Source organism: Streptomyces flaveolus (assembly GCF_044765825.1).
Lineage (GTDB): Bacteria > Actinomycetota > Actinomycetes > Streptomycetales > Streptomycetaceae > Streptomyces > Streptomyces flaveolus.
This window is the reverse complement of record NZ_JBIWKU010000005.1, coordinates 297,612-317,765: the sequence shown is the minus strand read 5'-3', so window position 1 is coordinate 317,765 and position 20,154 is coordinate 297,612. Positions and strand designations below refer to the sequence as shown.

At 71.3% G+C, this 20,154-nt stretch carries 20 protein-coding genes; 10 read left to right on the top strand and 10 right to left on the bottom strand.

The genetic code is table 11. From position 1 onward, the window contains the following. The first annotated feature begins 199 nt into the window (after window positions 1–199). A complete protein-coding gene (locus ACIRG6_RS17840; RefSeq protein ID WP_318213615.1) occupies window positions 200–1,813 on the top strand; it encodes a protein kinase domain-containing protein in 1,614 nt (537 codons plus the stop codon). Between the two features lie 95 nt (window positions 1,814–1,908). Here ACIRG6_RS17840 and ACIRG6_RS17835 read toward each other — a convergent pair whose 3' ends face one another. Both ACIRG6_RS17835 and ACIRG6_RS17830 read right to left on the bottom strand, forming a co-directional pair. After that, window positions 1,909–2,307, bottom strand: a complete 399-nt coding sequence (locus tag ACIRG6_RS17835; protein WP_403323462.1) for a pyridoxamine 5'-phosphate oxidase family protein — start codon at window positions 2,305–2,307, stop codon at window positions 1,909–1,911. Between the two features lie 84 nt (window positions 2,308–2,391). Further along, window positions 2,392–3,048, bottom strand: a complete 657-nt coding sequence (locus tag ACIRG6_RS17830) for a response regulator (protein ID WP_403323460.1) — start codon at window positions 3,046–3,048, stop codon at window positions 2,392–2,394. A 323-nt stretch (window positions 3,049–3,371) separates the two neighbouring features. Between ACIRG6_RS17830 and pdhA the strand changes: the two genes are divergently transcribed. Genes pdhA through ACIRG6_RS17815 form a run of 3 tightly spaced genes read left to right on the top strand, consistent with a single transcriptional unit; the run spans window position 3,372 to window position 7,009 of the window. Then, window positions 3,372–4,601, top strand: coding sequence for a pyruvate dehydrogenase (acetyl-transferring) E1 component subunit alpha (pdhA, locus tag ACIRG6_RS17825; protein ID WP_403323458.1), 1,230 nt, complete (start codon window positions 3,372–3,374; stop codon window positions 4,599–4,601). A gap of 16 nt (window positions 4,602–4,617) precedes the next feature. After that, on the top strand, window positions 4,618–5,583 hold the full coding sequence (locus tag ACIRG6_RS17820; RefSeq protein WP_364819698.1) for an alpha-ketoacid dehydrogenase subunit beta: 966 nt from the start codon (window positions 4,618–4,620) through the stop codon (window positions 5,581–5,583). 19 nt (window positions 5,584–5,602) lie between these two features. Further along, window positions 5,603–7,009 (top strand): dihydrolipoamide acetyltransferase family protein, encoded by a 1,407-nt coding sequence (locus tag ACIRG6_RS17815; RefSeq protein ID WP_364675663.1) that lies wholly within the window; start codon window positions 5,603–5,605, stop codon window positions 7,007–7,009. 83 nt (window positions 7,010–7,092) lie between these two features. On the opposite strand, the gene ACIRG6_RS17810 is transcribed toward ACIRG6_RS17815, so the two are convergent. The 3 genes from ACIRG6_RS17810 to ACIRG6_RS17800 all read right to left on the bottom strand — a co-directional run bounded on the left by ACIRG6_RS17810 (window position 7,093) and on the right by ACIRG6_RS17800 (window position 9,458). Further along, window positions 7,093–8,079: a DUF1648 domain-containing protein gene (locus ACIRG6_RS17810; RefSeq protein WP_365020322.1), complete on the bottom strand. Its 987-nt coding sequence runs from the start codon at window positions 8,077–8,079 to the stop codon at window positions 7,093–7,095. Beyond that, the gene (locus tag ACIRG6_RS17805) at window positions 8,076–8,423 is read right to left on the bottom strand and encodes a GntR family transcriptional regulator (protein WP_239765044.1); all 348 of its coding nucleotides are present in this window, start codon (window positions 8,421–8,423) and stop codon (window positions 8,076–8,078) included. Before ACIRG6_RS17805 ends, ACIRG6_RS17810 begins: the two co-directional genes overlap by 4 nt. Before the next feature lie 99 nt (window positions 8,424–8,522). Next, entirely contained in the window at window positions 8,523–9,458 is a 936-nt protein-coding gene (locus tag ACIRG6_RS17800; protein WP_364675512.1) for a D-alanyl-D-alanine carboxypeptidase family protein, read from the bottom strand. 198 nt (window positions 9,459–9,656) lie between these two features. Between ACIRG6_RS17800 and ACIRG6_RS17795 the strand changes: the two genes are divergently transcribed. Together ACIRG6_RS17795 and ACIRG6_RS17790 are read left to right on the top strand one after the other, a co-directional pair. Continuing rightward, a complete protein-coding gene (locus ACIRG6_RS17795) occupies window positions 9,657–10,307 on the top strand; it encodes a GntR family transcriptional regulator (protein ID WP_318213623.1) in 651 nt (216 codons plus the stop codon). After that, entirely contained in the window at window positions 10,304–11,614 is a 1,311-nt protein-coding gene (locus ACIRG6_RS17790) for an MFS transporter (protein ID WP_364675516.1), read from the top strand. The genes ACIRG6_RS17795 and ACIRG6_RS17790 overlap by 4 nt, the downstream gene beginning before the upstream one ends. A 103-nt stretch (window positions 11,615–11,717) precedes the next feature. Here ACIRG6_RS17790 and ACIRG6_RS17785 read toward each other — a convergent pair whose 3' ends face one another. Continuing rightward, window positions 11,718–12,542 carry a maleylpyruvate isomerase family mycothiol-dependent enzyme gene (locus tag ACIRG6_RS17785; protein WP_364675518.1) on the bottom strand — a complete coding sequence of 275 codons (825 nt, stop codon included), beginning with the start codon at window positions 12,540–12,542 and terminating at the stop codon, window positions 11,718–11,720. Between the two features lie 216 nt (window positions 12,543–12,758). Here ACIRG6_RS17785 and ACIRG6_RS17780 point away from each other — a divergent pair, with 216 nt between their 5' ends. Continuing rightward, entirely contained in the window at window positions 12,759–13,553 is a 795-nt protein-coding gene (locus ACIRG6_RS17780; protein ID WP_364675520.1) for a carbon-nitrogen family hydrolase, read from the top strand. A gap of 16 nt (window positions 13,554–13,569) precedes the next feature. Here ACIRG6_RS17780 and ACIRG6_RS17775 read toward each other — a convergent pair whose 3' ends face one another. The 4 genes from ACIRG6_RS17775 to ACIRG6_RS17760 form a co-directional block, all read right to left on the bottom strand. Further along, window positions 13,570–14,076 (bottom strand): LURP-one-related/scramblase family protein, encoded by a 507-nt coding sequence (locus tag ACIRG6_RS17775; protein ID WP_239765050.1) that lies wholly within the window; start codon window positions 14,074–14,076, stop codon window positions 13,570–13,572. Window positions 14,077–14,156: 80 nt separating this feature from the next. Then, a complete protein-coding gene (locus ACIRG6_RS17770) occupies window positions 14,157–14,408 on the bottom strand; it encodes a DUF6458 family protein (protein WP_189230114.1) in 252 nt (83 codons plus the stop codon). 124 nt (window positions 14,409–14,532) lie between these two features. Next, entirely contained in the window at window positions 14,533–15,831 is a 1,299-nt protein-coding gene (locus ACIRG6_RS17765; RefSeq protein WP_364675523.1) for a M18 family aminopeptidase, read from the bottom strand. Window positions 15,832–15,962: 131 nt separating this feature from the next. Beyond that, entirely contained in the window at window positions 15,963–17,789 is a 1,827-nt protein-coding gene (locus ACIRG6_RS17760) for an acyl-CoA dehydrogenase (RefSeq protein WP_189230112.1), read from the bottom strand. A gap of 151 nt (window positions 17,790–17,940) precedes the next feature. On the opposite strand from ACIRG6_RS17760, the gene ACIRG6_RS17755 reads away from it, so the two are divergent. From ACIRG6_RS17755 to ACIRG6_RS17745, 3 genes are all read left to right on the top strand, one after another. Then, window positions 17,941–18,408, top strand: a complete 468-nt coding sequence (locus ACIRG6_RS17755; protein WP_189230111.1) for an SseB family protein — start codon at window positions 17,941–17,943, stop codon at window positions 18,406–18,408. A 73-nt stretch (window positions 18,409–18,481) separates the two neighbouring features. Next, window positions 18,482–19,045 (top strand): hypothetical protein, encoded by a 564-nt coding sequence (locus ACIRG6_RS17750; protein WP_403323452.1) that lies wholly within the window; start codon window positions 18,482–18,484, stop codon window positions 19,043–19,045. Window positions 19,046–19,166: 121 nt separating this feature from the next. After that, window positions 19,167–20,144 carry a pirin family protein gene (locus ACIRG6_RS17745; RefSeq protein ID WP_225638328.1) on the top strand — a complete coding sequence of 326 codons (978 nt, stop codon included), beginning with the start codon at window positions 19,167–19,169 and terminating at the stop codon, window positions 20,142–20,144. Window positions 20,145–20,154: the final 10 nt, after the last annotated feature.

The window sequence follows — 20,154 nt, the reverse complement described above, 5'->3', positions numbered from 1 at the left end:
GCGCAAGCGTTACAGCGGGCGTACGGCCGGTACACAGAATTTGCACGACAGTGCGGAACCAGGGTTTCATGACCGGTCCGTCTCGATGCCGGTCCCGGCGCCCATCTCGGACCGGAGGCTTGCGCGGAGGCTGTAGCGTGGCCGACGGAGACCGTAACAACACCGCGCGCACCGCGGGCAGAAACGACGGCGAGGACTGATGGCACAGCAGCAGCGCGCCCAGGGCCCGTCCGAACCCGAGGCTACTGGCGGCGGTATGTCTGACGCACCGGAGACCTGGGGCAACGGCGGCCTGGTCGGCGACGGCCGGTACCGGCTGACCCGCAGACTCGGGCGGGGCGGCATGGCCGAGGTGTTCGCGGCCGAGGACGTCCGTCTCGGCCGCACCGTGGCGGTCAAGCTGCTGCGCGCCGACCTCGCGGAGGACCCGGTCTCCAAGGCGCGCTTCACGCGCGAGGCGCAGTCGGTGGCCGGGCTGAACCACCATGCCATCGTGGCCGTGTACGACTCCGGCGAGGACTTCGTCGGCGGCCAGTCGGTGCCCTACATCGTGATGGAGATCGTCGAGGGCCGCACCATCCGCGACCTCCTCCTCAACGCCGAGGCGCCCGGCCCCGAGCAGGCGCTGATCATCGTCTCGGGCGTCCTGGAGGCGCTCGCCTACTCGCACCAGCACGGCATCGTGCACCGCGACATCAAGCCGGCCAACGTCATCATCACGCACAACGGTGCGGTGAAGGTGATGGACTTCGGCATCGCCCGCGCCCTGCACGGCGCGTCCACGACGATGACCCAGACCGGCATGGTCATGGGCACCCCGCAGTACCTCTCCCCGGAGCAGGCCCTCGGCAAGGCCGTCGACCACCGCTCCGACCTGTACGCGACGGGCTGCCTGCTGTACGAACTCCTAGCGCTGCGCCCGCCGTTCACCGGCGAGACGCCGCTGTCGGTGGTCTACCAGCACGTCCAGGACATCCCGACGCCCCCGTCCGAGGTCTCCGACGCGGTCCCGCCGGAGCTGGACGGCCTGGTGATGCGCTCGCTGGCCAAGGAGCCCGACGACCGCTTCCAGACCGCCGAGGAGATGCGCGGCCTGATCCAGTACGGGCTGCAGATGCTCTACGAGCAGGGCGGCCACACCGGCACCTGGAACACCGGCCCGGTCGGCGTGCACGAGGGCCGGCACACCCCGGCGGCCGGGATGGCGGGCACGACGGTGCTGCCGCACCCCGACCACGGCTCGGGCACCACGCAGATCCCCCAGCAGGTCCTGCCGGGCGGCTACGGCGGTGGCGACGACGGCGGCTTCGAGGGGCACGGCAACAAGGGCAGCGGCCGGGGCAAGCTGTGGATCCTGGCCGTCCTCGCGGTGATCGCCGTGGCCGCGGGCGTCGCGCTGGCCCTCAACAACGGCGGGGGCGGCGGGGGCGGCGGTCCGAAGACCTCCCCGACGCCCACGATCTCGCAGAGCACCCAGGACGACCAGACCAGCGAGTCGCCGAGCGACAGGGCGACCGAGGAGACCTCCGACCCGGGCACGGACGAGAACCACGACGGCGGTGGCGGCACCGGCGGGGACTGGGAGCAGCCCTACACGCCGTCCTACACGCCGTCGCGGTCCGCGTCGGACGAGCCGACCGGGGACCCGACGGACGGCCAGACGGAGCCGTCCACCCCGACGGACGGTGGCGAGCCGACGGACGGTGGCGAGCCGACCGGCGGTACCGAGCCGACGGGCGGTACCGAGCCGACGGGCGGTACCGAGCCGACCGGCGGCTCGACCGGCGGTGTCCTTGACCCCGTGGGCGGCTGACCGGCCTCTTCCCCGACATGCGCGCGTGCGTCCCCGAGCGAGGGGCCACGCGCGCGTCGCGTTTCAGGCGTACCGGGCCGCACGCGCGCGTGGTGTCACGGACGTCCGTCCGCCGAATGCACCGAACCGAACCGTGGCTCGATCCGCAGATAGATCGGCTCGAACGGTTCACCGTCCACGTGCCGCGGCGCGGGCCCGAACCGCTGGATCTCGCCGGCGGTCGGCGCGTGGGTCTCGCACCGGCCCACGACCTGCACGGTCCACAGGCTCTCCCCGGGCGCGGCGGAGCCCAGGTTGTCGGAGCCGTACGCGACGACGCTCCCGGCACACACCCGGTGGAAGCCGCAGCTCGCGGGCATCCGCAGCAGGACCCGGCCGTCGGTCACGATGTGCCGTGCGAAGGCGAGGCAGGGCAGGGCGCGCATGGTGGTGGCGGCCCGGCCGTAGGCGGTGCGGCCGAGCAGGCCTACGGCGAGCTGAGCGTCGGAGGGCATGCACTCACTGTGCGGGCGGGGGACAGGAGGGAACAGGGTCGCCCGCCCCGCCATGAAGGGACGTAAGTCCCGATCAGGGCGTCCTCAGCGGTTCTCCGCATGCAGGCGGGCCACGAAGGCGGCCGCCTGGGAACGCCGCTGCATACCGAGTTTGGCCAGCAGACTCGACACATAGTTCTTGATCGTCTTCTCGGCCAGGTGCAGCCGTTCGCCGATCGCCCGGTTGGTGAGCCCCTCGCCGATCAGCTCCAGGATGCGGCGCTCCTGCTCGGTCAGGCGGTCGAGCCGTTCGTCGCCCCTGGCGCCACCGGCGCGCAGCCGCTCCAGTACCCGCGCGGTGGCCGCCGGGTCGAGCAGCGACTTCCCGGCGGCGACGTCCCGCACGGCGGACAGCAGCTCGGTGCCCCGGATGTCCTTGAGGACGTAGCCGGAGGCGCCCGCCATGATCGCGTCGAAGAGGGCCTCGTCGTCGGCGAAGGAGGTGAGCATGAGGCAGTGGACGGACTCGTCGCGGGAGCGGATCTCGCGGCACACCTCCACGCCGCTGCCGTCCGGGAGCCGCACGTCGAGCACCGCTACGTCCGGACGGGTGGCGGGGATCCGGGCGAGCGCGTCGGCCGCCGTGCCGGCCTCGCCGACGACCTCGATGTCGGCCTCGCCCGACAGCAGATCGTGCACACCCCGACGGACGACCTCATGGTCGTCGAGGAGAAATACCCGGATTTTTCCGTCTTCGCGCACGCGCTCAGTCAAACACACGAGCTCTTCCCGTGCCCGGGGTGGCCGGGATAACGTGCCGTTGTTCCGGCCCCCTGCGAGGCTGTGACCAGTAAAACTTCCCCACTTCGCCGATTTACTTGGAAATCCGAGTAAAAACGCAGGTCAGGAGGGGTTTCACAGAAATGTGGAGCACTGGGTAACGTGCCCTTTGCAGGGATGCTCGCCGGGGCACCTGTCACGCCTGTTCCCGACCGGGCCGCACCCACCCTGTGCGACCGACGGGCCACAGGTGAGCCGCACTGGCGCCCGGCGAACCCGGGGGCCGGACCGACGGAGGAGCACACGTGACCGTGGAGAGCACTGCCGCGCGCAAGCCGCGACGCAGCGCCGGAAGCAAGGCAGCCGGCACCACCGGCACCGAGGCCGGCACCACCGGCGCCAAGCGCACCACTCGCACCACCCGCACCGCTGCCGGGAAGGGCTCCGGGACGGAGCTCGTGCAGCTGCTGACGCCCGAGGGCAAGCGCGTCAGGAAGGCGGCCTACGCGGAGTACGCCGAGTACGTCGCCGACATCGCCCCCGACGAGCTGCGCGGTCTGTACCGCGACATGGTGCTCACCCGGCGCTTCGACGCCGAGGCCACCGCACTGCAGCGTCAGGGCGAGCTGGGCCTGTGGGCCTCGCTGCTGGGCCAGGAGGCCGCCCAGATCGGCTCCGGCCGCGCCACCCGCGAGGACGACTACGTCTTCCCCACCTACCGCGAGCACGGCGTCGCCTGGTGCCGCGGGGTGGACCCGACCAATCTGCTCGGCATGTTCCGCGGCGTGAACAACGGCGGCTGGGACCCCAACAGCAACAACTTCCACCTCTACACCATCGTCATCGGCTCCCAGGCGCTGCACGCCACGGGCTACGCGATGGGCATCGCCAAGGACGGCGCGGACTCCGGCGTGATCGCCTACTTCGGCGACGGCGCCTCCAGCCAGGGCGACGTCAGCGAGGCGTTCAACTTCGCGGCGGTCTACAACGCCCCGGTGATCTTCTTCTGCCAGAACAACCAGTGGGCGATCTCGGAGTCCAACGAGAAGCAGACCCGCGTGCCGCTGTACCAGCGCGCCCAGGGCTTCGGCTTCCCCGGCGTCCGGGTCGACGGCAACGACGTGCTGGCCTGTCTGGCGGTCACCCGGTGGGCCCTGGAGCGCGCACGGCGCGGCGAGGGCCCGGCGCTGATCGAGGCGTACACGTACCGCATGGGCGCCCACACCACCTCGGACGACCCCTCCCGCTACCGGCACGACGACGAGCGGGCCGCCTGGGAGGCGAAGGACCCGATCCTGCGCCTTCGCCGCTACCTGGAGTCCGCACACCACGCGGACGAGGGGTTCTTCGGGGAACTGGAGGCCGAGAGCGAGGCGTTGGGCAAACGAGTGCGCGAAGTGGTCCGTGCCATGCCGGACCCGGACCGGTTCGCCGTCTTCGAGAACGTGTACGCGGACGGGCACGCGCTCGTCGACGAGGAGCGCGCCCAGTTCGCCGCCTACCAGGCGTCGTTCGCAGAGGCCGAGGGGGTCTGAGATGGCAGCGGAGAAGATGGCGCTGGCCAAGGCGATCAACGAGTCGCTGCGCAGCGCGCTGGAGTCGGACCCCAAGGTCCTGATCATGGGCGAGGACGTCGGCAAGCTCGGCGGCGTCTTCCGCGTCACCGACGGGCTGCAGAAGGACTTCGGCGAGGACCGGGTCATCGACACCCCGCTGGCCGAGTCCGGCATCGTCGGCACCGCCATCGGCCTGGCCCTGCGCGGCTACCGCCCGGTGGTGGAGATCCAGTTCGACGGCTTCGTGTTCCCGGCCTACGACCAGATCGTCACGCAGCTGGCGAAGATGCACGCCCGCTCGCTTGGCAAGGTCAAGATGCCGGTCGTCATCCGCATCCCCTACGGCGGCGGCATCGGCGCGGTCGAGCACCACTCCGAGTCGCCCGAGGCGCTGTTCGCGCACGTGGCGGGCCTGAAGGTGGTCTCCCCGTCGAACGCGGGGGACGCGTACTGGATGATGCAGCAGGCCATCCAGAGCGACGACCCGGTGATCTACTTCGAGCCCAAGCGGCGCTACTGGGACAAGGCCGAGGTCGACACCGAGGCGATCCCGGGCCCGCTGCACAAGGCGCGGGTCGTCCGGGAGGGCACCGACCTCACGCTGGTCGCCTACGGTCCGATGGTGAAGCTCTGCCAGGAGGTCGCCGACGCGGCGGCCGAGGAGGGCCGGTCCCTGGAGGTGGTGGACCTGCGGTCCATCTCCCCGCTGGACTTCGACACGATCCAGGCGTCGGTGGAGAAGACCCGCCGCCTGGTAGTGGTCCACGAGGCGCCGGTGTTCCTGGGCTCGGGCGCGGAGATCGCGGCGCGGATCACCGAGCGCTGCTTCTACCACCTGGAGGCCCCGGTGCTCCGGGTCGGCGGCTACCACGCGCCGTACCCGCCGGCCCGTCTGGAAGAGGAGTACCTGCCCGACCTGGACCGGGTGCTGGACGCCGTCGACCGCTCGCTGGCGTACTGAGGAGAGGGCGTTGACGACGATGACTGAAGGCTCCGTGCGCGAGTTCAAGATGCCCGACGTGGGCGAGGGACTCACCGAGGCCGAGATTCTCAAGTGGTACGTCCAGCCCGGTGACACGGTCACCGACGGACAGATCGTGTGCGAGGTCGAGACGGCCAAGGCCGCGGTCGAACTGCCCATCCCGTACGACGGCGTGGTCCGCGAGCTGCACTTCCCCGAGGGCACCACGGTCGACGTGGGCACGTCGATCATCGCGGTCGCCGTGGGCGACGGCGCGGCCGCCGCCGCTCCGGCGCAGGAGGCCGCACCGGAACCGGCGCAGGCGTCCGTGGCGGACGCCCCGGCACCGCCCGAGGAGGAGAAGCCGCAGGGCCGTCAGCCGGTCCTGGTCGGGTACGGAGTGGCCACCTCCTCGACCCGCCGCCGCCCGCGCAAGAGCCCGGGGGCCCCGGCCCAGGAGGCGTCGGCCGCGATCCAGGCCGAGATGAACGGCCACGGGCCGGTCACCCGCGAGCGCCCGCTGGCCAAGCCGCCGGTGCGCAAGCTGGCCAAGGACCTCGGCGTCGACCTGGCGACCGTGGTGCCCTCCGGCCCCGACGGCGTCATCACGCGCGAGGACGTGCACGCGGCGGTGGCACCCGCACCGGCCGAGGCGCCCGAGGCGGCCCCCGCAGCCGCCACGTCCGCGCCCGCGGCCCCGGCGCCCGCGGTGTCGCACGACACGGCGCGCGAGACCCGGGTCCCGGTCAAGGGCGTGCGCAAGGCGACGGCGGCGGCGATGGTCGGCTCGGCGTTCACCGCGCCGCACGTCACCGAGTTCGTGACGGTCGACGTGACGCGGACGATGAAGCTGGTCGAGGAGCTGAAGCAGGACAAGGAGTTCACGGGCCTGCGGGTGAACCCGCTCCTGCTGATCGCCAAGGCCCTGCTGGTCGCGATCAGGCGCAACCCGGACATCAACGCGTCCTGGGACGAGGCGGCGCAGGAGATCGTGGTCAAGCACTACGTGAACCTGGGCATCGCGGCCGCGACCCCGCGCGGCCTGATCGTGCCGAACATCAAGGACGCCCACGCCAAGACGCTGCCGCAGCTGGCCGAGTCGCTGGGCGAGCTGGTGTCGACGGCCCGGGAGGGCAGGACGTCCCCGGCCGCCATGCAGGGCGGCACGGTGACCATCACCAACGTCGGCGTCTTCGGCGTCGACACCGGCACGCCGATCCTCAACCCCGGCGAGTCCGCGATCCTCGCGGTCGGCGCGATCAAGCTCCAGCCGTGGGTGCACAAGGGCAAGGTGAAGCCGCGTCAGGTGACGACCCTGGCGCTGAGCTTCGACCACCGCCTGGTCGACGGGGAGCTGGGCTCCAAGGTCCTCGCCGACGTGGCGGCGGTCCTGGAACAGCCGAAGCGGCTGCTCACCTGGGCGTAACGCACCAGGAGCAGAGGAAACGGAACCGCGCGTCCCGTCACGGGGCGCGCGGTTCCGTCGTTCTCCGCCGAAGGCGGACGTCCCTACCGCCGGTCCGCCCGCAGCGCGTTGAGCAGTGCGGCGCCCCGCTCGGCGTCGTCGACGCTCACCGCGAAGTCCGTACGGCGTCCCCGGGGACGTACGACCAGGCAGTCCCCGGCACGCAGCATCACCGTGGTGCCGAGACCGCTCAGGCGGTATCCCCAGCCGCCGACCTGGGAGGGGAGACGGGCCTCGGCGCGGGCTGTGTCGATGTCACCGGGGGCCCAGCGGCGCCTGGGCCAGGCGAGCGGGCCGAAGGACACCTCCAGACCACGCTCCGAGACGCGCGCCTGCACCGAGGAGCACAGGGCACAGGCGAGGGACGCGGCGGCGCAGCCGGCGAACAGCGCCCACAGGCTCCCCGGAGCGGCGAGTCCGCCGACGAGGGCGACGAGCGCGGCCACGGCGGCCAGGCCGGTCACCGCCGCCAGCAGCTGGAGCCAGGGGTTGGCCGTCCGGGAGAACCACACCAGCCGACGCCCCTCGGGGATCTCCAGTGCCGGGGCGTCCGTCTCCGGCCCGTCGTCGTCCCCCCGGGCCGCCGTCCGCCGGGTGGTGGCCAGCCATCCCGCCGCGGACGCGAGCAGGGCCGCGGCGAGGAGCGCGAGCAGCCACGCGGTCGGCTGCCGGGCCTCGTGCCAGTCGGCGCGGTCCAGGTTGGCCCGTACGACGGCGGCCTGCGCGCCGCCCAGGACCACTCCGAGGGGCAGCAGGACCGCGGCGGTCCACGGCCGGGCCGCCGGCGGGCCGCTCCGCAGCAGCGGGACGGCCGAGGCCGCCGCCGTCACCAGCCAGAGCAGCGCCGGGAAGAAGGACGCCGCCCACAGCGGCATCGAGCCGTCGGGGGCCCCTCCGTCCAGGCCCCAGTGGGTCGCCAGCCGCTCGGGCAGCCGGTCCCGGGCCGCGAGCGGCAGCCCGGCGAGCACGGCCGTGACACCGGCCGTCCAGACCACCGCCGTCGTCCCGACCGCCACCCTCGTGTCCCTCACGGCATCCCCCTGATCATGTCGATGACATCGGCCCTGCTGTAGCCCAGCCGGGCCGCCTCGGCGACCAGCTCCCGCACGCGGATCCGGAGACCCGAGTTCCGGGTCGCCTCCGGGGCCACGGTCACGCCCCGGCCCCGCCGGAACTCCAGCAGTCCCTCGTCGCGCAGGCCGCGCAGTGCGCGCAGCACGGTGTTGACGTTGACGTCCAGTGCCTCGGAGAGGTCGCGCGCCGAGGGCAGGCGGTCACCGGGGCCGCACTCCCCCTCGGCGATGGCGCGCCGGACGGCGCCGGCGACCTGCTCGTGCAGGGGACGGGTGTCGGTCTTGTCCAGACTCAGCAGCATGGTGCTAATGAAGCTATCACCATTCAGTTCATCCGCACAGCGAAAGGGCCCGTCGCGGCGGCGACGGGCCCTTGGTGACGGTCTGTCCGGATGCCGGCCCTACTTGGCGAAGCCGTAGTTCATGAGCTTCGTGGCGTCCGTGGCGCGCTGCGTCGTGGACGTGGAGGCCAGGACCGTGCCGATCACCGTCTTGCCGTTCCGGGTCGCGGCGAAGACCAGGCAGTACTTGGCCTCCGGACCCGAGCCGGTCTTCACGCCGATCGTGCCGCTGTAACTGCTCAGCAGCGTGTTGGTGTTGGTCCACGCCGCCATCGTGCGGGTGCCGCCGCTCTTCGTCGTCGTCCTCGCCGTGTACGACTTGGTCTTGACGATCGTGCGGAACGTGGAGTTCTTCATGGCGTTGCTCGCGAGCTTCGTCAGGTCGCGCGGCGTCGAGTAGTTCGTGCCGTTGCCGATGCCGTCGAACGAGTCGAAGTGCGTGTTCTTCAGGCCGAGGCTCTTGGCGGTGGAGTTCATCTTGCCGATGAACGACTTGACCCGCTCCGCCCGCGTCCTGCCCGTGCCGAACTTGTCGGCCAGCGCATAGGCGGCATCGCAGCCGGACGGCAGCATCAGGCCGTACAGCAGCTGCCGGACCGTCACCTTGTCGCCGACGATCAGACGCGCGGACGAGGCGTTCTTCGAGACGATGTAGTCGCTGTACGCCATCTGGACCGTGACCTTGGCGTCCAGGTTCAGATTCGGCTGGGAGAGCACGACCTTGGCGGTCATGATCTTGGTCGTGGACCCGGTGGAGCGCCTGGTGTCCGCGGCCTTGGTGTAGAGGGCCGTGCCGGTCGCGTCGTTCATCACGAAGCCGCCCTTGGCGGCGATCGCGGGCACGGCGACGGCCCGCGCGGGGGCGGACGCGGCCTGTGCGGGCGCGACGGCCTGTGCGGGTGCGGTGGTGAGGGCTCCGGACGCGAGCACGGCGCCGGCGGTCACGGCGACGGCGACGGCTCGGCGGAGACGGATGCCCTGAATGCCGTTTATCAAGTGAGATACCCCGATTGTTGTGAAAACCCCAGTGGTGTGGCCCAGTTGTGGGTCGGTCCAGAATGGGCCGCGCCTGTGGGACACGTGAATAGCACGGACGGTTGTGCTCTGTGCGGGCACTTCCCTCGGATGGGTGGATGCGCGTCCGGATGCTGGACGGGGCCCCTCTTGCGTCCCTGTTGTATCTATCCTGTGGGCATGACCATGGCCGTGAAGCAACCCCCCGCCGCCGACCGCGTGTACGCCCACGTCAAGCAGGCCGTCCTCGAGCGCCGCTACGAGGGCGGGACCCTGCTCACCGAGGGTGAACTCGCCGAGGCCGTGGGCGTCTCGCGCACCCCGGTGCGGGAGGCGCTGCTCCGGCTGGAGGTCGAGGGACTCATCCGGCTCTACCCGAAGAAGGGCGCACTGGTCCTGCCGGTCTCCGCCCAGGAGATCGCGGACGTGGTGGAGACCCGGCTGCTGGTCGAGGAGCACGCGGCGCGCAAGGCCGTGCCCGCACCGCCCGGGCTCATCGAGCGGCTGGAGGAACTGCTCGCCCGCCAGCACGAGCAGGCCGCCGCAGGCGATCTCGCCGCCGCCTCCGTCACCGACCGCTGCTTCCACGCCGAGATCGTCCGCAGCGGCGGCAACGAGATCCTCTCCCGTCTCTACGACCAGCTCCGCGACCGCCAGTTGCGCATGGGCGTCGCCGTCATGCACTCCCACCCCGACCGGATCGCCAAGACGCTCACCGAGCACGAGGAGATCCTCGACGCGCTGCGCTCCGGGGACGCGGAGGCGGCCGTCGGCGTGGTCCACCGGCACGTGGGCTGGTTCTCGCACCTGGCGCGGGGTGAGGTCCGATGAGTTCCGCCGCACTGGGAAAGAGCACCCTGCCGGGTGATCCGCCCGGAGGGCGGCGCGCGATCGCCGTCTGGAGCATCGGCGTCGCCGTCTACTTCGTCGCCGTCATCTTCCGCACGTCCCTGGGCGTGGCCGGCCTCGACGCGGCCGACCGCTTCCACGTCAACGCCTCCGCCCTGTCCACCTTCTCCATCCTCCAGCTGCTGGTCTACGCCGGCATGCAGATACCCGTGGGCCTGCTGGTCGACCGGCTGGGCACGAAGCGGGTGCTGGGGATCGGCGTCGTCCTGTTCACGGTGGGGCAGCTGGGCTTCGCCTTCTCACCGACCTACGGCACCGCGCTGGCCTCGCGGGCGCTGCTCGGCTGCGGCGACGCCATGACCTTCATCAGCGTGCTGCGGCTCGGCACCCGCTGGTTCCCGGCCCGGCGCGGGCCGATGGTCGCCCAGCTCGCCGGACTGGTCGGCATGGCGGGCAACCTGGTCTCCACGCTGGTCCTGGCCCGCCTGCTGCACGGCATCGGCTGGACGGCGGCCTTCGCGGGCAGCGCGCTCGCCGGCGTGGTCGTCCTCGTCCTGCTGGTGCTCTTCCTGAAGGACCACCCCGAGGGTCACGAGCCGGATCCGGTGCCGCACCAGGGGGCCGCGTACGTACGACGGCAGATCGCCGCCTCCTGGCGGGAGCCGGGCACCCGGCTGGGGCTGTGGGTGCACTTCACCACCCAGTTCCCGGCGATGGTGTTCCTGCTGCTGTGGGGCATGCCGTTCCTCGTGGAGGCCCAGGGGCTGTCCCGGGGCACGGCCGGCGAGCTGCTCACCCTCGTGGTGCTGTCCAACATGACGGTCGGCCTGGTCTACGGCCAGATCATCGCCCGGCACCACGCGGCTCGGCTGCCGCTGGCGCTCGGCACGGTGGGCGCGACGGCGGCCCTGTGGGCGGCGACGCTGGCCTACCCGGCCGAGCACGCGCCGATGTGGCTGCTGATCGTGCTGTGCACGGTGCTCGGCGCGTGCGGGCCGGCGTCGATGATCGGCTTCGACTTCGCGCGGCCGGCGAATCCGCCGGAGCGGCAGGGGACGGCGTCCGGGATCACGAACATGGGGGGCTTCGTGGCATCGATGACCACGCTGTTCGCGATCGGGGTGCTGCTGGACGCGACCGGGGACGACTACGCCGTGGCGTTCTCGTCGGTGTTCGTGCTGCAGGCGCTCGGGGTGACGCAGATCATCCGGTTGCGCAAGCGGGCGGCGCGCAGGGAGCGGGAGCGGCTGGTGGCCAGCCGGGTGGAGACGGTGCACGTCCCTGTGTAGGCACCGGGCGCGCGCCGGCGGGACGGGGGTGGGTGCGCAGCCACGGCGTGGCGGGGTGCCGCTGCGCCCACCCGTGCCGCCCCAGCGGCACGACTGCCCGCAGCTAGGGGGTGACCGCGAAGTTGCGCAGGATCGCCGTCGTCAGGTCCGGGTCGCCCTCCGTCTTGATGCGGTCCGCGACGGCCTCCGGTGTCACCCGGCCGCAGGCCAGGCGGACGTACGTCTCCCAGTCGAGGGTGAGGGCGGCGGCCGGGCCGAGGGCGGGGGCCGTCTCCAGCGTGCCGCGGCCCTGGATGTCGACGCGGATCGTGCGCAGGAACTCGACCGGGCCGTGGACGTCGAAGACGACCGCCGAACTGCGCGGCGCGTCCGCGCGCTCGGCGACGACGCCGGGCAGCTCCGCGAGCAGCACGTCACGGGCGACGAGCGCGCCGGGGGAGTCGAGGTTGCCGGGGCGGCCGAGGGCCGTGCGCAGGTCCTGCTCGTGCGCCCACACGGCGAACGCGTGCCGGCGCATGGACTCCTCCAGCGTCAGCTCGGAACCCATCGGACCGCGCACCTTGGTGCCCGGGTCCCGCGACTCGTTCCGCAGCTGCCGGTTGCGCCGGATGATCATGTACTCGAGCTCGGAGGTGATCTCGGGCGCCGTGTGGTGGCGGCGGACGTCGACCTGCATCTCCATGTAGCGCTGCTGGTCGTTGGTGACGTGGAACAGGTCGCGCGGGAGCGCGTGAATGGGGCGCGGGTCGCCGAGCATCTCGGAGTCCAGGCCCATGACGTGCGAGACGACGTCCCGCACCGACCAGCCCGGGCAGGGGGTGCGACGGTTCCACTCTGCTTCCACAAGCGGCTGGACCAGCTCGGATATCGCCTCGATGGAGTGAGTCCAGGCGTCGGCGTAGGGCTGGAGGGTGGGATGCAGACTCACGGAACGGGACCCCTCGGCGGTCGGTACACGGGCAGGTTGTGGCGGCGGTGCCAGTGGGAGGTGGCTGCGGTCGGCGGTCTTGGAACTCCCCCGGTTCTCGGCTGCGCTCGAACCAGGGGGACCCCCAAGTTACGCTGCTGTGCGGCACCCCGGCAGTGCTTTCGTGTGACGATCGTAGGCCCGAGTGGACGGCTCGAATGCCAGGACGGTGGTAGTGTGCGCGCCTCTTTGATCCAAATCGCTGTGAACGAGGACGAATCCGTCGAAGCGCGCCGCCTGCGCGCGGCGTCGCTGGTCCGGGACCAGGCGGGCGCCGACCTCGTCGTGCTGCCGGAACTGTGGACCACGGGCGCGTTCGCCTTCGAGGAGTTCGGCGCGCGCGCCGAGCCGCTCCAGGGGCCGACGTACGAGGCGATGGCCAAGGCGGCGAGCGACGCGGGGGTGTGGCTGCACGCGGGGTCCGTCCCCGAGCGCGGCCCCGACGGAGAGCTCTACAACACCTCCCTCGTCCTCTCCCCCGCCGGCGACCTGGCCGCCGCCTACCGCAAGATCCACCGCTTCGGCTTCGACAAGGGCGAGGCCGTGCTGATGGGCGCGGGGAGCGACCTGGTGACGGTCCGTCTGCCGGAGACGACCCTGGGCGTGGCGACCTGCTACGACCTCCGCTTCCCCGAGCTCTTCCGAGGTCTCGTCGACGCCGGCGCCGAGACCCTCGTCGTCCCGGCGGGCTGGCCGGAGCGCCGCCGGTCCCACTGGACGCTGCTGGCCCGGGCGCGTGCGGTGGAGAACCAGGCGTTCGTCCTCGCCTGCGGAACGGCCGGGACGCACGCCGGGGTGCCGCAGGCCGGTCACTCGATCGTGGTCGACCCCTGGGGCGAGGTGCTGGCGGAGGCCGGCGCGGACGAGGAGATCCTCACCGTGGAGTTCGACCCGGCGAAGGTGGCGCGGACCCGGGAGCAGTTCCCGGCCCTCAAGGACCGGGTGCTGGGCCTGCGGACACCGCGCCGGTGACGGGAGGGCGGGGGGCTCACTCGCCCTCGTCGCCCTTCTCCCGTTCCTTCTCCGCCAGGTGGATCACACACACGGTCAGCGCGATCAGCAGCGCCGGGTCCGCGTCGTCGCGGACGACGTCCACACCGTAGGTGTCCCGGAGGGTCAGCCACCGCCGGGAGACGACGGCCAGCAGCTCACCGTCGTACTCGATGGCGAACTCGCGGTCGAGGATCTTGCCGCTGACGTCCAGCTCGGTGCCGTCGGCCAGGGAGACCCGGTAGTGGTTGCGCAGCAGCGACAGCCGTTTGCGCTTCAGGGTCGCCAGCGGTTCGCCGCCCCGCTCGATCACCATCGTGTCGCGCAGGGCGAACATCTTCTGGTGGATGTCGATGAGCACCCGCCCCTGGGCGTCCTTCAGCTCCCAGGTGTCCCGCAACCGCATCGCCTTGCCGTCGACGAGGTACACCTTGTTGCCGTTGTCGTCCTCGATCCAGTAGTCGTCACCGAAGCCGAGGAGCCGGTCGTACACGAGGAATCTCATGCACTGACCGCTTCCCCGCCGAACGCTCCGGGACGCGGACGGTAGGCCGACAGGCTGAGCGCGGCCCGCCGCGGGCGCGCTCAGGCGCCGTAGCCGTCGCTGTAGCCGTCACGTGTGTGGTGGTGGGGCCGGTCCTCGACGACGGGGGTCGTCGGCGGCATCACGACGCGGCGGCGCCGGGCGATGCTGCTGAACGTCGCGACACCGATCAGACCGACGATCATGAAGATGACACCGACCAGGTCGAGGTTGACCCCCTGCATGTCCCAGTCGGTCGCGAACGTGAGGATGGCTCCCACGGCGATGAGGATGATGCACCCGCCGAGGCCCATGAGTGTCGCCTCCCTGTAGATCCGGTCGGTCCGGCTTTCCGGTCGATCCGGTTCCGTTCGGGTACCCCCGGCTGGAACAGCCATGCGGCACAAGGGCGTTCCGGCCGGGGGCGCGACGGCGGGCTCAGCCTTCCAGGAACGCCACCAGCGCGTTCGCCAGCAGATGCGGGTCGTCGGCGCCGCACAACTCCCGGGCGCTGTGCATCGACAGGATGGCCACGCCGATGTCGACGGTGCGGATGCCGTGCCGGGCCGCCGTGATCGGGCCGATGGTCGTGCCGCAGGGCATGGAGTTGTTGGAGACGAACGTCTGGAAGGGGACGTCCGCCTTCTCGCAGGCGGCGGCGAAGACGGCGCGGCCCGAACCGTCCGTGGCGTAACGGTTGTTGACGTTGACCTTCAGGATGGGGCCGCCGTTGACGCGCGGGTGGTGCGTCGGGTCGTGCCGTTCCGCGTAGTTGGGGTGGACGGCGTGGCCGGTGTCGGAGGACAGGCAGACGGTGCCCGCGAAGGCCCGCGCCCGGTCCTCGTACGAGCCGCCGCGCGCGAACACCGAGCGCTCCAGCACGCCGCCGAGCAGCGGGCCGTCCGCGCCGGTGTCCGACTGGGAGCCGTTCTCCTCGTGGTCGAAGGCGGCGAACACGGGGATGTGGGAGAGGCCGGTGCCCGAGGCGGCGACGGCGGCCAGGGCGGCGGTCCCGGCGTGCACGGACAGCAGGTTGTCCATGCGGGGGCCGGCCACCAGCTCCCGGTCGCGCCCCAGGTACGCGGGGGGCTCCACGGAATGGGTCATCAGGTCCCAGCCGGTGACCGTGCCCGGCTCCAGACCGGCCTCCTCCTCCAGGAAGGAGATGAGGTCACCGTCGCGCACGGTGTCGCCGAGGCCCCAGACGGGCTGGAGGTGGCGCTGCTTGTCGAGCTTGAGGCCCTCCGTGGACACGTTGCGGTCCATGTGGATGGCGAGCTGGGGGACGCGCAGCAGCGGGCGGTCGACGTTGACCAGCCGGGTCGAGCCGTCACGCAGGGAGAGGCGGCCGGCCAGCCCCAGGTCGCGGTCGAGCCAGGAGTTCATCAGCGGCCCGCCGTAGATCTCCACGGCGATCTGGCGCCAGCCGTGCGCACCGCTGTCGGGGCGCGGCTTCACGCGCAGGTTGGGGGAGTCGGTGTGCGCGCCGATGATGCGGAACGGCGTGTGCGGCTCGGCACCCTCGGGGACGTACCAGGCCACGATCGCGCCGCCGCGCAGCACGTACTTGCCGCCGGTCGTCCCCTCCCAGGCCTCCGTCTCCGCGACCTGCCGGAAACCGGCCTTCTCCAGCCGTTCGGCGGCGTTCGCCACGGCGTGGTACGGCGTCGGGCCGGCCGCCAGGAAGGACATCAGGTCGTCGGTGTGGCCGCGGTCGAAGCGGGAGGGTGCGCTCATGGGGTTCACCTTAACGACGTGCGAGGGCCCGCTCCCCGTCTGCCGGGAGCGGGCCCTCGTGAGGGTGTGTGGGGACTGTGGAGAGTGCCCGAAAGACTCCGGAAGGAACCTCGCGGGCGTCCGGAAGGGCCTTAGAAGGCGGCCTCGTCCAGCTCCATCAGGTCCAGCTCGACGCCCTGGGCGACCTTGCGGGCCAGGGTGACGCCGGGCAGGACGTTGGCGGCGAAGAACTTCGCCGCGGCGATCTTGCCGGTGTAGAAGGCCTTGTCCTTGGCGGACGCGGTCGGCAGCTTCTCGGCGGCGATCGCGGCGCCCTTGAGGAGCAGGTAGCCGACGATCACGTCGCCGGAGGCGAGCAGCAGGCGGGTGGTGTTGAGACCCACCTTGTAGATGTTCTTGACGTCCTGCTCGGTGGCCGCGAGGTCGGTGAGCATCAGGCCGACGATGGCCTCCAGCTCGACGGCGGCCTTGGCCAGGTGCTCGCGGGCGCCGGACAGCTCCTCGCCGCCGGTGGCGAGCGCCAGGAACTTCTTGATGTCCTCGGCGACCGAGTTCAGCGCGGCGCCCTGGTTGCGGACGATCTTCCGGAAGAAGTAGTCCTGGCCCTGGATCGCCGTGGTGCCCTCGTACAGGGTGTCGATCTTGGCGTCGCGGATGTACTGCTCGATCGGGTACTCCTGCAGGAAGCCGGAGCCGCCGAAGGTCTGGAGCGACTGGGCGAGCTGCTCGTAGGCCTTCTCCGAGCCGTAGCCCTTGACGATCGGCAGGAGCAGGTCGTTGAGGGCGTGCTCGGTCGAGGCGTCCTCGCCGTTCGCCTCCTTGACCTGGATCTCGTCCTGGACGGAGGCGGTGTACATCACCAGCGCGCGCATGCCCTCGGCGTACGCCTTCTGCGTCATGAGGGAGCGGCGGACGTCCGGGTGGTGCGTGATGGTGACCTTGGGCGCGGTCTTGTCCATGAAGTTCGCCAGGTCGGGACCCTGGACGCGCTCCTTGGCGTACTCCAGGGCGTTGAGGTAGCCCGTGGAGAGGGTGGAGATCGCCTTCGTGCCGACCATCATGCGGGCGAACTCGATGATGCGGAACATCTGGCGGATGCCGTCGTGCTTGTCGCCGATCAGCCAGCCCTTGGCGGGGTGGCGGTCGCCGAAGGTCATCTCGCAGGTGTTCGAGGCCTTCAGGCCCATCTTGTGCTCGACGTTGGTGGCGTAGACGCCGTTGCGCTCGCCCAGCTCGCCGGTCTCGAAGTCGAACTCGTACTTCGGGACGAGGAAGAGGGACAGGCCCTTGGTGCCGGGGCCCGCGCCCTCGGGGCGGGCGAGGACGTAGTGGAGGATGTTCTCCGACATGTCGTGCTCGCCGGACGTGATGAAGCGCTTCACGCCCTCGATGTGCCAGGAGCCGTCCTCCTGCTGCACGGCCTTGGTGCGGCCGGCGCCGACGTCCGAGCCGGCGTCCGGCTCGGTGAGCACCATGGTGGAGCCCCACTGCTTCTCGACGGCGATCTTGGCGATGTGCTTCTGGACCTCGTTGCCCTCCTCGAAGAGGATGCCGGCGAAGGCCGGGCCGGAGGAGTACATCCACACGGCCGGGTTGGCGCCGAGGATCAGCTCCGCGTAGGCCCAGATGAGTGAGCGCGGGGAGGTGGTGCCGCCGATCTCCTCGGGCAGGCCGAGGCGCCAGTACTCGGAGTCCATGAAGGCCTGGTAGCTCTTCTTGAAGGACGCGGGGACCGGCGCGGTGTTGGTCTCCGGGTCGAAGACCGGCGGGTTGCGGTCGGCGTCCGCGAAGGACTCGGCCAGCTCGTTCTCCGAGAGGCGGGTCAGCTCCTCGAGGACGCTCTTGGCGGTGTCCGTGTCCATCTCCGCGAACGGGCCCGTGCCGTAAACCTTGTCACGGCCGAGCACCTCGAAGAGGTTGAACTCGATGTCCCGGAGATTCGGCTTGTAGTGCCCCATGGCGACGGCTCCGTCGATAGATCGGCGAGGCACTGGCTCCTCGCACACTCATACACATACCAACTAGTAGCTCCGATGATGCTACCCGTCGGTAATAAGAAGCAACCCCGCACCGCCCATCTGTGACTCGTTACTCGTTACGCTGTGCGCCATGTACGGCTACGACCAGACCGCGGGTCCTCAGCAGCAGCAGTACGCGCCGCCGCAGCAGCCGATGTCCGGCGGCTACGGGCAGCAGCCGCCGCTGTACCCCGAGCCGTCGCCGCCCTCGCTCGCGGACGCGGTGCGCGCCTTCACCACGGGGCAGATGGCCGCCGAGGACTTCCAGCAGATCTTCGCCACCTCGAAGGTCTACTGCCCGCGCGGCGACAACCCGGGCTTCCTGGCGCTGCACAACACCCAGCAGCCGGTGATCCCGATGTTCACCTCGCTCAAGGAGCTGCGCCGGTACGCGGGCAAGGAGTCCAAGTACTTCGTGATCACCGGCGCGGAGGTGATCGACCTGCTGCCGACCGGCTACGGCTTCGTCCTGGACATGGAGGGCGAGCACCGGATGGTCTTCGACGCCAAGGCGGTCGAACAGATGGTCGATTTCGCGATGCGCCGGATGTACGGCTAGACGCCGCCGCCGCGCGGACGGCCGACGAGCGGAGTGATTCCTTCCGTCGGCGGGGTGCCCTTATCGTGCCGACGTGATCCGCAGGAGCACGGCCCCGTCCCTGTCCTTCTGCCGCCGGAGCGCGCCGGCGGTGTCGCCGAACCGGCTGTGGGGGGCCGCGGCGGCCGCCTATGTGCTCGTCCTGGTGTTCTTCGTGGTCCGCGGCGCGGGCGCCGCCTCCTACTGGTTCTGGCTGCTGGGCCCCGTCGTCGGCCGGCTCGGCCTGGAGGCGGCCGGTGCCGGGCTGCGGGTGGGCCGCACGGCGTACGTCCTGCGGCGGCGCGGGATCGTGACCGAGGGGCGGCTGGAGGGCGGGACGGACGTCGTCGTCGACGAATTCGGCGCGACGACCCGGCACCACCGGTACGTCTACGCCGATGCCGAGGGGCGCCGGCACGCGCGCACGGGCGCGGGCGGGGGCGCGGAGCGCGTCGACATCCTCTACGACCCGCGCGATCCGGCCCGCACCACCAAGGTCGGACGCGGCACCGCGGCCTGGTTGGCCGGGGCGGGGGTGCTGCTGCTGGTGCCCGGACTGCCCCTGGTCGCCTGGGGCGCCGGACTGATGGTCGCGGCGGTCGTGCGCGCGCTCGGATGAACCCGTTCGTCCGGCCGGGGTCCGGCGGAGCCCGGAGGGAATGCCCTCCGGGTTTTCTTGGTTCAGGGTGGCAAGAAGTTCAACGCTCAACTAAAGTGGGCGTACCCGAGGAGGTACCGACATGCCTGCAGTGACCGTCGAGAACCCGTTGACGCTGCCCCGCGTATCCGCACCCGCCGACGCCGTGGCACGTCCCGTGCTCACCGTCACGACCGCTCCCGGCGGTTTCGAGGGCGAGGGCTTCCCGGTGCGCCGCGCGTTCGCCGGGATCAACTACCGTCATCTCGACCCGTTCATCATGATGGACCAGATGGGTGAGGTGGAGTACGCGCCCGGAGAGCCCAAGGGCACGCCCTGGCACCCGCACCGCGGCTTCGAGACCGTCACCTACATCATCGACGGGATCTTCGACCACCAGGACTCCAACGGCGGTGGCGGCACCATCACCAACGGCGACACTCAGTGGATGACGGCCGGCTCCGGCCTGCTGCACATCGAGGCGCCGCCGGAGCAGCTGGTCATGTCGGGCGGTCTCTTCCACGGTCTCCAGCTGTGGGTGAACCTCCCGGCCAAGGACAAGATGATGGCCCCGCGCTACCAGGACATCCGCAGCGGCTCGGTCCAGCTGCTCACCTCGCCCGACGGCGGCGCGCTGCTGCGCGTCATCGCCGGCGAGCTGGACGGCCACGAGGGTCCCGGCATCACGCACACCCCGATCACCATGGTCCACGCCACGCTCGCGCCGGGCGCCGAGGTCACGCTGCCCTGGCGCGAGGACTTCAACGGCCTCGCGTACGTGCTGGCCGGGCGCGGTTCGGTGGGTGCCGAGCGGCGTCCGATCCACCTGGGTCAGACGGCGGTGTTCGGGGCCGGCGGATCGCTGACCGTCCGCGCGGACGAGAAGCAGGATTCGCACACCCCCGACCTCGAGGTCGTCCTCCTGGGCGGGCAGCCGATCCGCGAGCCCATGGCCCACTACGGTCCGTTCGTCATGAACACCAAGGACGAGCTGATGCAGGCCTTCGAGGACTTCCAGAAGGGCCGGCTGGGCACCGTCCCCGCGGTGCACGGCATGTCCGCCGAGGGCCCCGGCGCCTGACGGCCGTACG